This is a genomic window from Pseudomonas sp. IT-P258 (genome assembly GCF_949767825.1).
GTDB lineage: Bacteria > Pseudomonadota > Gammaproteobacteria > Pseudomonadales > Pseudomonadaceae > Aquipseudomonas > Aquipseudomonas monachiensis.
Map to the genome: position 1 here is coordinate 260,317 of NZ_CATKPU010000065.1, position 14,765 is coordinate 275,081.

The 14,765-nt window shown below is 58.2% G+C and carries 15 protein-coding genes and 1 pseudogene; 6 read left to right on the top strand and 10 right to left on the bottom strand.

Features of this window, described 5'->3' with window-relative positions; all coding sequences use genetic code 11:
* Positions 1–49 precede the first annotated feature (49 nt).
* On the bottom strand, positions 50–748 hold the full coding sequence (locus ACM6G4_RS21870; protein ID WP_223541838.1) for a hypothetical protein: 699 nt from the start codon (positions 746–748) through the stop codon (positions 50–52).
* Positions 749–1,293: 545 nt separating this feature from the next.
* On the opposite strand from ACM6G4_RS21870, the gene ACM6G4_RS21875 reads away from it, so the two are divergent.
* Positions 1,294–1,920, top strand: a complete 627-nt coding sequence (locus ACM6G4_RS21875) for a response regulator transcription factor (RefSeq protein WP_056726139.1) — start codon at positions 1,294–1,296, stop codon at positions 1,918–1,920.
* An 81-nt stretch (positions 1,921–2,001) separates the two neighbouring features.
* On the opposite strand, the gene ACM6G4_RS21880 is transcribed toward ACM6G4_RS21875, so the two are convergent.
* From ACM6G4_RS21880 to metG, 8 genes and pseudogenes are all read right to left on the bottom strand, one after another.
* A complete protein-coding gene (locus ACM6G4_RS21880) occupies positions 2,002–2,181 on the bottom strand; it encodes a PA3496 family putative envelope integrity protein (RefSeq protein ID WP_007972325.1) in 180 nt (59 codons plus the stop codon).
* A gap of 106 nt (positions 2,182–2,287) precedes the next feature.
* Complete coding sequence (gene nth, locus ACM6G4_RS21885; protein WP_008053529.1) at positions 2,288–2,926, bottom strand: endonuclease III; 639 nt, start codon at positions 2,924–2,926, stop codon at positions 2,288–2,290.
* A 25-nt stretch (positions 2,927–2,951) separates the two neighbouring features.
* The gene (locus ACM6G4_RS21890; protein ID WP_414914608.1) at positions 2,952–3,536 is read right to left on the bottom strand and encodes an Rnf-Nqr domain containing protein; all 585 of its coding nucleotides are present in this window, start codon (positions 3,534–3,536) and stop codon (positions 2,952–2,954) included.
* A complete protein-coding gene (locus ACM6G4_RS21895; protein WP_414914609.1) occupies positions 3,529–4,140 on the bottom strand; it encodes an RnfABCDGE type electron transport complex subunit G in 612 nt (203 codons plus the stop codon). The genes ACM6G4_RS21890 and ACM6G4_RS21895 overlap by 8 nt, the downstream gene beginning before the upstream one ends.
* Positions 4,137–5,123 carry an RnfABCDGE type electron transport complex subunit D gene (locus ACM6G4_RS21900; protein WP_414914610.1) on the bottom strand — a complete coding sequence of 329 codons (987 nt, stop codon included), beginning with the start codon at positions 5,121–5,123 and terminating at the stop codon, positions 4,137–4,139. The genes ACM6G4_RS21895 and ACM6G4_RS21900 overlap by 4 nt, the downstream gene beginning before the upstream one ends.
* A 607-nt stretch (positions 5,124–5,730) precedes the next feature.
* Positions 5,731–6,102: pseudogene (gene rsxB / locus ACM6G4_RS21905) on the bottom strand (electron transport complex subunit RsxB); the annotation flags it as partial.
* Positions 6,103–6,119: 17 nt separating this feature from the next.
* Positions 6,120–6,689, bottom strand: a complete 570-nt coding sequence (locus tag ACM6G4_RS21910) for an electron transport complex protein RnfA (protein WP_414914611.1) — start codon at positions 6,687–6,689, stop codon at positions 6,120–6,122.
* A 200-nt stretch (positions 6,690–6,889) separates the two neighbouring features.
* The gene (gene metG / locus ACM6G4_RS21915) at positions 6,890–8,941 is read right to left on the bottom strand and encodes a methionine--tRNA ligase (RefSeq protein WP_414914612.1); all 2,052 of its coding nucleotides are present in this window, start codon (positions 8,939–8,941) and stop codon (positions 6,890–6,892) included.
* Between the two features lie 175 nt (positions 8,942–9,116).
* Between metG and apbC the strand changes: the two genes are divergently transcribed.
* Positions 9,117–10,211 (top strand): iron-sulfur cluster carrier protein ApbC, encoded by a 1,095-nt coding sequence (gene apbC / locus ACM6G4_RS21920; RefSeq protein ID WP_414914613.1) that lies wholly within the window; start codon positions 9,117–9,119, stop codon positions 10,209–10,211.
* 102 nt (positions 10,212–10,313) lie between these two features.
* Here apbC and ACM6G4_RS21925 read toward each other — a convergent pair whose 3' ends face one another.
* A complete protein-coding gene (locus ACM6G4_RS21925) occupies positions 10,314–11,072 on the bottom strand; it encodes an SDR family oxidoreductase (RefSeq protein ID WP_414914614.1) in 759 nt (252 codons plus the stop codon).
* 163 nt (positions 11,073–11,235) lie between these two features.
* Here ACM6G4_RS21925 and ACM6G4_RS21930 point away from each other — a divergent pair, with 163 nt between their 5' ends.
* The 4 genes from ACM6G4_RS21930 to groL all read left to right on the top strand — a co-directional run bounded on the left by ACM6G4_RS21930 (position 11,236) and on the right by groL (position 14,748).
* Complete coding sequence (locus ACM6G4_RS21930; RefSeq protein WP_414914615.1) at positions 11,236–11,967, top strand: HugZ family protein; 732 nt, start codon at positions 11,236–11,238, stop codon at positions 11,965–11,967.
* Between the two features lie 66 nt (positions 11,968–12,033).
* Complete coding sequence (locus ACM6G4_RS21935) at positions 12,034–12,510, top strand: FxsA family protein (protein ID WP_056726129.1); 477 nt, start codon at positions 12,034–12,036, stop codon at positions 12,508–12,510.
* Between the two features lie 248 nt (positions 12,511–12,758).
* Positions 12,759–13,052, top strand: coding sequence for a co-chaperone GroES (locus ACM6G4_RS21940; RefSeq protein ID WP_056726128.1), 294 nt, complete (start codon positions 12,759–12,761; stop codon positions 13,050–13,052).
* Positions 13,053–13,101: 49 nt separating this feature from the next.
* Entirely contained in the window at positions 13,102–14,748 is a 1,647-nt protein-coding gene (gene groL, locus ACM6G4_RS21945) for a chaperonin GroEL (RefSeq protein WP_008053540.1), read from the top strand.
* Positions 14,749–14,765 lie beyond the last annotated feature (17 nt).

A 14,765-nucleotide genomic window follows, 5' to 3' on the forward strand; every position in this document is an offset into this window, starting at 1 on the left:
ATCCGATGATGATTTCCTGTTTTTCTCCTGCTCAATGGCCTGACCTGTACTAAACGTTGTTGTTCGCCGGTTGCTCGGCCTGATCAATGACCGACAGCCTGTGCGAGTCTGGATTGTAGGCCACATAAAAGGCGTCACTGCGCTTGCTGGCCTGCCTTGAATGTTCATGCGCACCGGCTTTCAGTAATTTCTCCGAAACGGCACAAGTGACAAACACAATCACATACGCCGCCTTTTCCCGTGGCCTCTGGATTTTTTCCAGCAGCGCTCCAAACTCGACCTCTCTGTTCATCCAGCGTACATCGACGATGTACAGGTCTTTTACCTGTTCCGGCAGCTGAAGGTGATGCTGGACGGATACGGTGGTTTGCAGACCGATCCCGGTTGGCGGGTCCTGTGCGCCACAGGGCGTTCGGGTTGACTGGCAGTCATTTGTTGACGTCTCCAGTGCGGGGTTTTCAGATGGCTTTGCGGAGGCTTTCTTTTCCGAACGCCCAACATCATCCATGACCTTCATGAAGTGCTTGCCCTTTTCAAAATCGGAAGGCGCATAAAGTGATTTATAGTTGAAGTTGAGTGTCGCGAAAAAAAGTAAAATTAAATAGAACGGAAAGCTGATCAGGAACCAGACGTAGAGTTCTCTTTCCTCCTGATCAAGGAAGGGTAGAGAGACGGCTGCCGAAGTTTCAGATAGCGCTGCGAATATCGCGATAATTGTCATTGGGTTGGTGACTCGTTTGTTTATCATGTTTTGTACTCATGTCGGATTGTCTGTTCTCGAGTGGTTTATGAGGTTGGTTTGATGTAGTGGTTATTGTAATGTTTTTTAGTGTCTGCTGTTTTTTGGTGGGTTATTATTTGTTTGCTGTATTGCTCTTAGGGTTCTTGAGTCTTTGGCATGTTTTAATGATTGCTCAAAAAATATTATTTGCTGTAAGAGTAAATGGATGCTGGGTGTGTGATATTTCCGGTGTGAGTGTTGAATACGTAAATATCAGTTACGTTTTGACGGAGAGGTAGAGGCTAGTGTTTTTCAGGGCGCGGCCGATCAAGCTGGTACTCGGAAAATTTTGGTCGTAAATCGACAGGGGTGGCTGCTGGAAAGTGCGACACACTGACGCTGATACAGTTTTCAATTCATTCCGTTCGAGGGATTTTTGTAGGAGAAATCCGTGTTGTTTGTAGGGTATGTCTCTTGGTGTGGGTGGCCGGGAGGGGCGACATGCCATGGGTGAAACGACTAGGCTATTGTGCGGGCTCTAAAAATTCGAACAGCGAAAATTGGACTTGCCCATGAATAAAGTGCTGATCGTGGATGATCACCCCGTCATTCGTCTTGCGGTACGTATGCTAATGGAGCGTCATGGCTACGAAGTTATTGCAGAAACCGATAATGGTGTGGACGCACTGCAACTAGCCCGTGAACTTATGCCGGACATTGTCATTCTGGATATCGGGATTCCGAAGCTGGACGGATTGGAAGTCATCGCGCGTTTGTCTTCGGCCTCAATGCCGATGAAAGTGCTGATCTTGACTTCCCAGGCACCGGGACATTTTTCGATGCGTTGCATGCAGTCCGGTGCAGCCGGTTACGTCTGCAAGCAACAAGACCTCACGGAGTTGCTCAGTGCAATAAAGGCCGTGTTGTCAGGTTACAGTTACTTTCCTAATCAAGCCTTGCATACCGTGCGTTGCAGTTTGGGGAATGCCAGTGAGGCCGATATGGTTGATCGGTTGTCGGGGCGGGAAATGATGGTCCTGCAACAGTTGGCCCGAGGAAAGACCAATAAAGAGATTGCCGATGGAATGTTTCTCAGCAATAAAACAGTCAGTACTTACAAGACCCGCCTGTTGCTCAAGCTCAATGCGCGGTCTCTGGTCGATCTGATCGAGCTGGCACAACGCAATGGTCTGGTGTGATGACATAATTGCGCGACAAGGGGCGCCTACCGGGGTATGGCACTTAGAAAAAAAGCCTCCGTTTCGGGAGGCTTTCAGGTGTCATAAATCAAAATCGTAATCGGCCAATTGCTTTTGCAGTCGGCGCTCCTCCAGCAGGTTGTCGATGGTGCGGCGTTTACTCAGATTAGTTTTCGCCACTTCAACCACCGGCTCGGCGTCATCGGTTTCGGCGGTGGTGAAATCGTCTTCTACGTCCAATTGCTCTTTGCCAGTACTCATTTAGTTGCTCCAGGCTAAGAAGGCCTTTGGCGCTCCTTATATCGACAATCTCCCTGCGGGTAAAAAAGATTTTTTCAATCGACAATTCAATAAACCTAATAGCGCCTCAATCGTCGGAGGTTTTGTGCTTGTATTCGCACAAGTCCTCGATCCGGCAGCTTCCGCATCGGGGCTTGCGGGCCAGGCAGACATAGCGGCCGTGAAGAATCAGCCAGTGATGGGAGTCGAGCAGGTACTCCCTGGGCACGAATTTCATCAGTTTTTTCTCGACTTCCACCACATTCTTGCCGGGAGCAATACCCGTCCGGTTGCTGACCCTGAAAATATGCGTGTCGACGGCCATGGTCAGCTGACGGAATGCCGTATTGAGTACCACATTGGCGGTCTTGCGGCCGACGCCGGGCAGTGCCTCCAGCTCTTCGCGGGTTTGTGGCACTTCACCGGCGTGACGCTCGACCAGCAAGCGGCAGGTTTCGATCACGTTTTTCGCTTTGCTGTTGTACAGCCCGATGGTCTTGATGTACTCCGAGAGCCCTTCGACACCCAGGGCATGGATCGCTGCCGGGGTATTGGCGACCGGGAACAGCCTGGCCGTGGCCTTGTTGACGCCCACATCGGTCGACTGCGCCGAGAGAATCACGGCGATCAGCAATTCGAAGGGTGAGGAATAGGCCAGCTCGGTCTTTGGTTCCGGGTTGTCCTCGTGCAGTCTGCGGAAGATTTCCAGACGTTTTGCGGCATTCATGGGTAGTACGTTTCCTCGAAGGCAATCAGTGTGTGGGCGTGGGGCGCCAGGCCTGCCAGGCGGCGATCAGCAGCCCGAGCAGGATGAACCCGCCAGGGACCAGGGTGGCCAGGCGCAGGCCACCGTCAGCCATCAGTACCCAGCCTTGCCAGTCAGTTTGTGTTGCGCCGGACAGCCACGATAGAGGGTTTCCAAGTGCTCCGTTGCCGATGAGTTCGCGCAGCAGGCCCAACGCGATCATCAACGTGGCAAACAGGCCATTGAGTCGCAGGCGTTGGCGCCAACCGTTCTGAAAGAACCCGGTGTGTTCCAGTACGACGCATTGCAAGGCGATCAGGGCGCCATAAAACCCCAGATGCTGCTGCCATTGCAGCGACCAGACTTGTGCCATGAGTTCCGCGCAACTGGTGAGCGTGGCCGCCAACAGGATGCTGGCCAGCAAGCAGGTCGCCGGGACCAGTCGGGATCGCAGGACGCCCATGGCCAGGCTGAACAACTCGGTCACCACCATGAACATCAGGCATAGGCCAAGTGCGGCCATCAGCGAGTGGGTGGCGCCGATCAGCAGTGTCAGCATCAAGGCGTTACGCAGAGTCGAGGAGCTATCCATGGGCAGGGATTCCGAGTAGTTGTTGCCGGTGTTCATCGAAGTAGCGCAAGGCATCGTGGATAGCATTGATCACCGCTCTTGAGGTGATGGTCGCGCCTGCGATCTGATCGAACTGCCCTTGATCCTTTTTCAGCGCCCAGCCGCTGTCACCGGGTTCTGTTCGAGACTTGCCGGAAAAAACCCGGAGCCAGGCATTGGGCCAGTCGGCGATCTTTGCCCCCAGCCCTGGTGTTTCCAACTGTTTGAGGGTTTTGACACCCAGCAACCTGCCGTTGGCGTCGACAGCGATCAACAGGTCGATGGCACCGGCGTAGCCAGGGGTTTGACTGCGCAGCAACACCGCGACGGGTTGATCGCCCCGGGTTGCCAGATAACCACCGAGCAAGGTGCTGTTGGTCAGTGGGGTTGCTTCAATCGTTATGGGGTGTTCGAGTGGTTGATTGTCGTAGCTGTCCGGCGCGATCAGGTCCAGCAGATGACCGCTGTCGATCAGGCGCTGTTCGGCTTTAATGCGCTGCGCGCTGCCGAGTTGCACGAAGTAGGTCATGCCGAGGCCCAATGCGGCCAAAAGCACCACAAGTGCGATGCTTGATGTTCGGTTCATGGCGCCTCCGGCTGTTGCCTGGCTGCTACGAACCGCTCCAGCGCCGGCACGCACAGGTTCATCAACAGCACCGCGAAGGCGATGCCGTCCGGATAACCACCCCAGGTACGAATCAGATAAGTCAGGAGCCCGACGCCGACGCCGAACAGCAATTTCGCGCCAGGGCTTCTGGGGCCGGACACCGGTTCGGTGATGATAAAGAACGCCCCCAGCATGGTCGCGCCACTCAGCAGGTGAAACAATGGCGAGCCATGGGAGTCGGAGCCCGAACCGTTCCAGCACAGCAGGCTGATGATGAACAGGCTGGCCAGCATGCCAACCGGTGCATGCCAACTGATCACCTTTCGTTGCAGGAGAAACATTCCACCCGCCACAAAGGCCAGGTTCACCCATTCCACCCCCCGGCCGCCAAAGTGGCCGAATGCCGGGTTGCCGGCAAACAGTTCATCAATGGTCAGGCTTTTGTTGATCCGCAGACTGTCCAGTGCGGTGGCCTGCACCCACGCATCCGGCATTTGGCCGATGCCGAACACGTGCTGCAAGCCGCTTGGTAGATCCATGCCATGGGGCGATGGCCAAAGGGTCATTGGGTAGGGAAAGGTCACCAGAACCAGAGCCAAACCGAGCATCGCCGGGTTGAAGGGATTCGAACCGACGCCGCCATACAAGTGCTTGCCGAATACCATCGCAAAAGCGGCGGCACTGAGGGTCAGCCACCATGGGCAGTAAGGTGGCAGCGCCAGAGCCAACAGTGCGGCACTGACCAGCGCGCTACAGTCACTCAAGGTTGGCCCCGGCGGTCGCTGGCGCAAATGCATGACAGCGGCCTCGACGGCCAACGCGGCAGCGGCCGCCAGAACCAGATTGATCAACACGCCCCAGCCATACAGCCAGAACGCCGCCAGCATTCCCGGCAGCGTGGCCAACAGCACCAGTTTCATCGCCTGTTGCAGGCGATCATCCACCACGTCAAGGGCTGGCATGGGCGTCCACCAGGCGTTCGGCTTCACCGAGTGCGCACTCCAGGGCTTCGATTTGCTCCGCCGGTGCCTCGTTGGCCTGAGCCTTCTTGAGTTCGGCGCGGCGCATGGCCAACTGGATCTTGGCCCGTTTCAGATCGGCATCACTTGACGACACAGCTGCGACCGTCGGTGCAGGGGCCAATGGGGCGACACTTTCCAGGTGCGCGAGGTTTTTCTCGGCGGCTTCGAACTGCTGTTGCAGGGCAATCAACTGTGATTGCTGTTCGAAGGTTGGCGGGTGCCCAAAGGCCTTCAGCGATTTGTGCAACTGCGCCCGACTCATCGCAACATCGATCCTGGCCTTTTTCAGTTCGCCATCGGCATTGGCGGTTTTCTGTGCGCGGACGCGCTCGAGGGCCGCCTGCACCGGGTCGGCTTTCGTCTCGGCAGGTTGCACGGCTCGCTGCCTTGCCTGGCGCTCGGCGACTTTCTGTTGTTCCTCACGCAGCAGGCGAGCATTGCGTTGTTCGAAGCGGCGCCGTGCGTGGTCGCGCTTGATAGTGCGGGCCTGCCGCGCTTGTGGTGTGAGGGCCAGGCCCCCGACAACGGGCAGTACCGTGTTCGGCAGCAACGGGCGCATTTCGATGCAGTCCACCGGGCACGGTGCCACGCAGAGGTCACAACCGGTGCACTCATCGATGATCACCGTGTGCATCAGTTTGGCCGCGCCGACGATGGCATCGACCGGGCAGGCTTGAATGCACTTGGTGCAACCAATGCACTCGGCCTCGCGGATATAGGCGATCTGCGCCGGGGCCGAGCCACGGCTGACATCCAGTTCCAGCACCGGCACCTTCAGCAAATCGGCCAGGGCCGCGATGGTTTCGTTGCCGCCTGGCGGACACTTGTTGATCGGCTCGCCATTGGCGATGCCTTCGGCGTACGGTTTGCACCCGGGGTGGCCGCACTTGCCGCACTGGGTTTGCGGCAAGAGAGCGTCGATGATTTGAATCAGACTCATGTTTTGATCAGTCCACTGAATCCGAGAAAAGCCACTGCGATCAGGCCGGCACCGATCAGGTCGATCGGCAAGCCGCGAAAGGGCAGGGGAACATCGTTGTCGGCCGTGCGTTCACGCAAATCAGTGAACAGGCTTAACACCAGCCAGAAGCCCAGCCCTGCACCGAGGCTCAAGGCTGTGGCGTGAAAGAAACCCTTGTCTTGCTGAGCGTTGAGCAAGGCCACGCCGAGCACGCCGGCATTGCCCAGCAGTAACGGCCAGAGGCCTTCGAACGGCAATGTCGAAAACACCCGGGCCAACAACTTCAGCAACGGGCTGATCAGCAGCACGCTCAATGGCAGAAACACAAACAGACGCAGCGACGTCAATTGCAGTGGCACCAGCAGCCATTGAAAGAACGCATAGCCGAGCATGCCCACGACCAGCATCAGGCAGGTCGTCGCAATGCCCAAGGCATGGACCTGACGGCGCTGGCCGGCCAGCAGCGGATCGACGGCCAACGGCCAGTGCAACACGATGTTGTTGATCAGGGCGGCGCTGATAAGCGTAAGCAGTGTTTCGGTCATGATCGTCCATATCCGATGCTGGATAACTCTGTAGGAGCTGCCGCAGGCTGCGATCTTTTGACTTTGCTCTTAAAGAAGCCAAGATCGCAGCCTGCGGCAGCTCCTACAAAATGAAGCCAGACCTGAGAGACAGTATGGGCCAGACATGAAAATCCCACAGCCGCGCCAGGCACGACTGTGGGATCGATTTGCCGCAGACCTTACTTGATGCGCTGGCCCGGCTTGGCGCCGCTGTCAGGGCTGAGCAGGTAGATCTCTTCACCGCCAGGGCCGGCCGCCATCACCATGCCTTCGGAGATACCGAACTTCATTTTCCGTGGCTTGAGGTTGGCAATCATCATGGTCAGTCGACCATCGAGCTTGGACGGGTCCGGATAAGCACTCTTGATCCCGGAGAACACGTTGCGTTGCTCGTCACCGATGTCCAGGGTCAGGCGCAGCAGCTTGTCGGCGCCTTCCACGTGTTCGGCCTTGACGATCAGGGCGACACGCAGGTCGACGGCGGCAAAGGTGTCGAATTCGATTTCCGGCGACAGCGGATCCTTGGCCAACTCGCCGTTGCCGGCAGGCGCGGCTTCGCCGGTGTCGGTCTGGCTGGCAGTCAGGTCTTCTTTCGAGGCGTCGGTCATGGCTTGCACCTTGACCGGGTCGATACGGGTCATCAACGGCTTGAACTCGTTCAGCTGGTGATTGCCGAGCAAGGTCGCGTGGTCGTTCCAGGTCAGCGGCGCGACGTTGAGGAACGCCTCGGCATCAGCGGCCAGCAGCGGCAGCACTGGCTTGAGGAAGATCACCAGTTGACGGAACAGGTTGACGCCGGTGGCGCAGATGGCCTGGACTTCATCCTGTTTGCCTTCCTGTTTGTTCAGCGACCACGGCGCCTTGTCGGCGATCCAGGCGTTGGCGCGGTCGGCCAGGCCCATGATCTCGCGCATGGCGCGGGCGAAGTCGCGGGCTTCATAGGCGTCGGCGATGCCTGGCGCGGCGGCCAGGAAGGCTTCGGTCAGATCGGGCGCGGCGTTGGTGTCGACCATCACGCCGGCATTGCCCTTGTTGATGAAGCCGGCACAACGGCTGGCGATGTTGACGACCTTGCCCACGAGGTCGGAGTTGACCTTCTGCACGAAGTCTTCGAGGTTCAGGTCCAGGTCGTCGACGCCACGGCCCAGCTTGGCCGCATAGTAATAACGCAGATATTCCGGCGACAGGTGGTCCAGGTAGGTCCGGGCCTTGATGAAAGTGCCGCGGGACTTGGACATCTTCTGGCCGTTGACGGTCAGGTAGCCGTGCACGTTGATCCCGGTTGGCTTGCGGTAGCCCGCGCCTTCGAGCATGGCTGGCCAGAACAGGGCGTGGAAGTTGACGATGTCCTTGCCGATGAAGTGGTACAGCTCGGCGGTGGAGTCCTTGCCCCAGAACGCGTCGAAGTCCAGCTCTGGCGTGCGGTTGCACAGGTTCTTGAAGCTGGCCATGTAACCGATCGGCGCATCCAGCCACACGTAGAAGTATTTGCCCGGCTCGTCGGGGATTTCAAAACCGAAGTACGGCGCATCGCGGGAGATGTCCCACTGTTGCAGGCCGGCATCCAGCCATTCGGCGATCTTGTTGGCCACGGCATCCTGCAGGGTGCCGCTGCGGGTCCAGGTTTGCAGCATTTGCTGGAAGTCTGGCAGCTTGAAGAAGAAGTGCTGGGAATCCTTGAGCACCGGGGTGGCGCCGGAGATCGCCGACTTCGGATCCTTCAGGTCGGTGGGTGCGTAGGTCGCGCCGCATTTTTCGCAGTTGTCGCCGTACTGGTCTTCGGTGCCGCATTTCGGGCAGGTGCCCTTGATGAAGCGGTCGGCCAGGAACATTTTCTTTTCCGGGTCGAAGTACTGTGTGATCGAACGCGTGGCGATATGCCCGGCGTCACGCAGCTTCAGGTAGATCTGGCTCGACAGCTCGCGGTTTTCTTCGGCGTGAGTGGAGTGGAAGTTGTCGAAGTCCACCAGGAAATCGGCAAAGTCGGCGCTGTGTTCAGCCTGGACGTTGGCGATCAGCTGTTCCGGGGTGATGCCTTCCTTTTCCGCGCGCAGCATGATCGCCGATCCGTGGGCGTCGTCAGCACAGACATAAATGCATTGATTGCCGCGGTGCTTCTGGAAGCGCACCCACATATCGGTCTGGATGTATTCCAGCATATGGCCAAGGTGGATCGAACCATTGGCATAGGGCAGGGCGCTGGTGACGAGGATCTTGCGTGGCTCGGACATGGGGCTCGGCTACTTGATGAAACGGAGGTCGGCCACTATAAAGCGCCGGCGCATATTTTTCACCCTGTGAGCCTGTTTCATTGGATGAGTAACAGGTGAAGGTTCAACATCCCGCCGAACGCTTAGAACAGGTACGATACCCATCATCTTTCCAGTCCTGTTTTCGGAGTTGCCCATGAGCGCCGTCAATCGCGCAGCGGTGGAAGCCGTCCTTCGCCAATACACCGACCCTTACCTGAACCAGGACCCGGTCAGCGCCGGGTGCGTGCGCAACATCGAGATCCAGGGCGAGCGCGTCAGCGTTCAGCTTGAACTGGGTTATGCCGCCGGGCTGTTCAAGAGTGGCTGGGCGCAGATGCTGGAAATGGCCATTCAGGGTCTGGATGGCGTGGCCAGTGCCAAGGTTGAAATCACCAGTGTGATCGCTGCGCACAAGGCTCAGGCGCAGATTCCGGGCCTGGCGAACGTAAAAAACGTGGTGGCCGTGGCGTCCGGCAAGGGCGGCGTGGGTAAATCCACCACGGCGGCCAACCTGGCCCTGGCCCTGGCCCGCGAAGGCGCCAAGGTCGGGATTCTCGATGCAGACATCTACGGCCCGAGCCAGGGCATCATGTTCGGCATCCCCGAGCGCACCCGCCCTGAAGTGAAGGACCAGAAGTGGTTCGTGCCGCTCAAGTCCCATGGCGTCGAAGTGATGTCCATGGCCTTCCTCACCGATGACAACACGCCGATGGTCTGGCGCGGGCCGATGGTCTCCGGCGCCTTGCTGCAACTGGTGACCCAGACCGCGTGGGGGGACCTGGATTACCTGGTCATCGACATGCCGCCTGGCACCGGTGACATCCAGCTGACCCTGGCGCAGAAAGTGCCGGTGGCCGGCGCGGTCATCGTGACCACCCCGCAGGACCTGGCATTGCTGGACGCGCGCAAGGGTGTGGAAATGTTCCGCAAGGTCAACATTCCGGTGCTGGGCGTGGTGGAGAACATGGCCGTGCACATCTGCTCCAACTGCGGACATGCCGAGCATCTGTTCGGTGAGGGCGGAGGTGTGAAACTGGCCAACCAATATGGCGTCGAGTTGCTGGCTTCGCTGCCGCTGTCGATGGTCATCCGCGAGCAGGCCGATAGCGGCAAGCCAACGGTGATCGCCGAGCCTGACAGCCAGATTGCGATGGTTTACCAGGAACTGGCCCGCCATGTGGGGGCGCGGATCGTGTTGCAGGAGGCTTTGACGCCGGCGATGCCGAATATCAGCATCAGCGACGATTGATTCCGGTCGCCTGTTGAAAGATCGCAGCCTGCGGCAGCTCCTACAGGGTGAACATCAATCCCATGTAGGAGCTGCCGCAGGCTGCGATCTTTTGATCTTGCTTTAGATCCGCAACCCGCCATCCATCTCCAGGATCCGACCGGTGTAATAGTCGTTCTCGAAGATGTAGGCCGCCGAATGGGCGATTTCTTCAGGCTTGCCCATGCGTTTGAGCGGGATCCCGGCAGTCATCTTCTCCAGCGCTTCAGGCTTCATGCCCAGGGTCATTTCGGTTTCGATGAAGCCCGGTGCAATGCCGGCGACGCGAATTCCGTAGCGTGCCAGTTCCTTGGACCAGGTCACGGTTGCCGCAGCGACACCGGCCTTGGCGGCGGAGTAGTTGGTCTGACCGACGTTGCCGGCGCGGGAAATCGACGAGATATTGATGATCGCGCCGCTGTTGTTCAGCTCGACCATTTTCGCCGCGACTTCACGGGTGCACAGAAACACGCCGGTCAGGTTGACGTCGATGACGGCCTGCCACTGGGCCAGGCTCATCTTGGTCATTTCGCCATCCTTGACCTTGAGCAACAGGCCGTCGCGCAGGATCCCGGCGTTGTTGATCAAGCCATGGATCGCGCCAAAGTCTTCAGCGACCCGGGCAACCATGTGGGTCACTTGCTCTTCGTTGGCCACGTTGCACAGGTAGGCGCGGGCCTCGACACCCTGGGCCTTGCAGGCCGCGACCGCGTCGTCGAGTTTTTCCTGGTTCAGGTCCACCAGCGCGAGTTTCGCGCCCTGGCCTGCGAAATACTCGGCCATGGAGCGGCCTAAACCCTGGCAACCGCCAGTGATAATGATTACTTTGTCAGTGAGTTGCATTCGCATGCCCCGGTAGCAGGTCTGAGTGTTTTCCTTGTAGAGAGCCTCTCGATCTGCGCCTGACGTGGCCCGGCTGCACATGAGAACTGCCCCGATGGCGTGCTGGGACTTTCACCAGCAGCTCGTCCGTTTTTCTGACGGATTCTATTTAAGGAGTCATAAATTGAGCGTTGAAGCGGCTAAGCATGCACGAGAATTGCTCCTCAAGGAATACCGTGGGGTGCTCTCGACGCACTCCAAATCGATGCCCGGTTTTCCGTTTGGCTCCGTGGTTCCGTACTGCCTGGACGAGCAGGGCCGGCCGCTGATCCTGATCAGCCGTATCGCCCAGCACACGCATAACCTGCAAAAAGATCGGAAATGCTCGCTCTTTGTCGGCGAGCGTGGCGCCGAAGATGTCCAGGCCGTTGGTCGACTGACTTACCTGGCCGAGGCGCATCAGCTCGAAGACGAAGCCGCCATCGAGGCCGCTTCCGAGCGTTACTACCGCTACTTCCCGGAGTCGCAGGGTTATCACAAGGCCCACGATTTCGATTTCTGGGTGCTCGAGCCTGTACGCCACCGATACATCGGCGGTTTTGGCGCGATTCATTGGGTCAACGAGCTGACCCTGGCCAACCCGTTCGCCGGCAAGGCCGAAATGAGCATGGTCGAGCACATGAACGCCGATCACGCCAAGGCCATCGCCCATTACGTCGATCTGGCCGGGCTGCCGAAGAACGTGCCGGCGCAAATGGTCGGTATCGATACCGAAGGCATGCACCTGCGTATCGGTCAAAGTCTGTACTGGTTGCCGTTTCAATCGCCTTGTAATACCCCGACACAAGTTCGCGAAGCCTTGGTTTCTCTGGCCCACGCCGATCATTGGCCGAAAAATGAAGTGGCCGACGCTTGAATTCACGAAACGGCGACGTCATCTAAGGTGAACTGGCAAGGCATTCTTGCGTTGAGGAACCATTTGATGCGCCCTTTTTTGTTGCTCTTTCTGCTGTTCCCGGTGTTGGAGCTGTTCGTATTCGTCAAGGTGGCAGGGTCCATCGGGTTTTTCCCGGCCCTGCTGCTGATCATTCTCGGCTCGATGTTCGGCGTGTTTGTGCTGCGTATAGCTGGCCTGGCCACGGCACTGCGTGCCCGTGAAAGCCTGAGCCGCGGCGAACTGCCGGCCCAGACCATGCTCGAAGGCCTGATGCTGGCATTGGCCGGTGGCCTGCTGATTCTTCCGGGTTTCATCAGCGATGTGATCGGCCTGTTCATGCTGTTGCCGTTCAGCCGTCGCCTGCTGGCCAATAAAATGCGCCAGCGCGCCGAAGAGCAGGCGCTGCGTCAGCGAGCGTTCGCCGACGATCTCCAGGCCCGTGGCGGCCCGGTGCCTCGCGAACCGCTGGGCCGTGAGCCCAACGTGATCGAAGGCGAGTTCGAACACCGCGATACCAAGTAATACGCACATCGACACGGCACCTGCGGGTGCCGTGTCCGTTTGCGGGGCAGCGAACAGAAAATTTTTCGAACTCCGCCCTTGTAATAAGCTTATGCGCCCTTATGTAACGGTCACCGCAAGGTTTCTGGCGATCACGCCAGACAGACTTCCGCGGTTCGCTTGACGAACCGCACCCGGCGCCGCCGGACTTTGTTAAACCCGCCGGGACTACACCGGCCGATGAAAACCACAATTAGGAGAGATCGACAATGAAGCTTCGTCCTCTGCATGACCGCGTCGTCATCCGTCGCAGCGAAGAAGAAAAGAAAACCGCTGGCGGTATCGTCCTGCCAGGTTCGGCTGCTGAAAAAGCCAACAGCGGCGAAATCCTCGCTGTAGGCCCAGGCAAAGCACTGGAAAGCGGTGAAGTGCGTGCACTGTCCGTGAAAGTGGGCGACAAGGTTGTGTTCGGTCCTTACTCCGGCAGCAACACTGTGAAAATCGACGGCGAAGACCTGCTGGTAATGAGCGAGAACGAAATCCTCGCTGTTATCGAAGGCTGATTACCCGCTCATTTTCCCGCTACTTCAAAGTATTTAAGGAATATCGATCATGGCTGCTAAAGAAGTTCTGTTTGGCGATTCCGCCCGCAAGAAAATGCTCAAAGGCGTTAACGTCCTGGCTGACGCGGTAAAAGCGACCCTGGGCCCGAAAGGCCGTAACGTGATCATCGAGAAGAGCTTCGGCGCTCCGACCATCACCAAGGACGGCGTTTCCGTCGCCAAAGAAATCGAACTCGAAGACCGTTTCGAAAACATGGGCGCGCAGCTGGTCAAAGACGTTGCCTCCCGTGCGAACGATGACGCTGGTGACGGTACTACCACCGCTACCGTTCTGGCTCAGTCGATCGTCAACGAAGGCCTGAAAGCCGTCGCTGCCGGCATGAACCCGATGGATCTGAAGCGCGGCATCGACAAGGCGACCATCGCCATCGTCAAAGAGCTGAAAAACCTGTCCAAGCCATGCGCTGACACCAAGGCAATCGCTCAGGTTGGCACCATCTCGGCCAACTCCGACAACTCCATCGGCGACATCATTGCCGAAGCCATGGAAAAAGTCGGTAAAGAAGGCGTGATCACCGTTGAAGAAGGCACTGGCCTGGAAAACGAACTGTCGGTTGTAGAAGGCATGCAGTTCGACCGTGGCTACCTGTCCCCGTACTTCGTCAACAAGCCGGAAACCATGGTTGCCGAGCTGGACAACCCGCTGGTTCTGCTGGTCGACAAAAAAATCTCGAACATCCGCGAAATGCTGCCAGTGCTGGAAGCCGTTGCCAAAGCCGGTCGTCCACTGCTGATCGTTTCCGAAGACGTTGAAGGCGAAGCCCTGGCGACTCTGGTCGTGAACAACATGCGTGGCATCGTTAAAGTCGCAGCCGTCAAGGCTCCAGGCTTCGGCGACCGCCGCAAGGCCATGCTGCAGGACATCGCCGTTCTGACCGGCGGTACCGTTATCTCCGAAGAGATCGGCCTGAGCCTGGAAGCAGCCACCCTGGAAAACCTGGGCAGCGCCAAGCGCGTGACCATCTCCAAGGAAAACACCATCATCGTTGACGGTGCTGGTGTAGCGGGCGACATCGAGTCCCGCATTGCTCAGATCCGTGCCCAGGTTGCCGAAACCTCCTCGGACTACGACCGTGAAAAACTGCAAGAGCGTCTGGCCAAGCTGTCCGGCGGCGTTGCAGTGATCAAGGTTGGCGCTGGTTCCGAAGTCGAAATGAAAGAGAAGAAAGCCCGCGTTGAAGACGCCCTGCACGCTACCCGTGCAGCCGTTGAAGAAGGCGTGGTACCTGGCGGTGGCGTTGCGCTGATCCGCGCTCTGCAAACCCTGAACGATCTGAAAGGCGACAACGCTGATCAGGACGTAGGTATCGCTGTTCTGCGCCGTGCCGTTGAAGCACCGCTGCGTCAGATCGCTGCCAACAGCGGTGACGAGCCAAGCGTTGTGGTCAACGAAGTCAAGAACGGCAAAGGTAACTTCGGTTACAACGCTGCGACTGGCGAATACGGCGACATGATCGAAATGGGCATCCTGGACCCAACCAAGGTTACCCGTTCGGCTCTGCAAGCTGCATCGTCGATCGGCGGTCTGATCCTGACCACCGAAGCTGCTGTTGCTGATGCACCGAAGAAAGACGGCGGTGCTGGTGGCGGTATGCCAGACATGGGTGGTATGGGCGGCATGGGCGGCATGATGTAAGCCAGCCTTACCCCTGT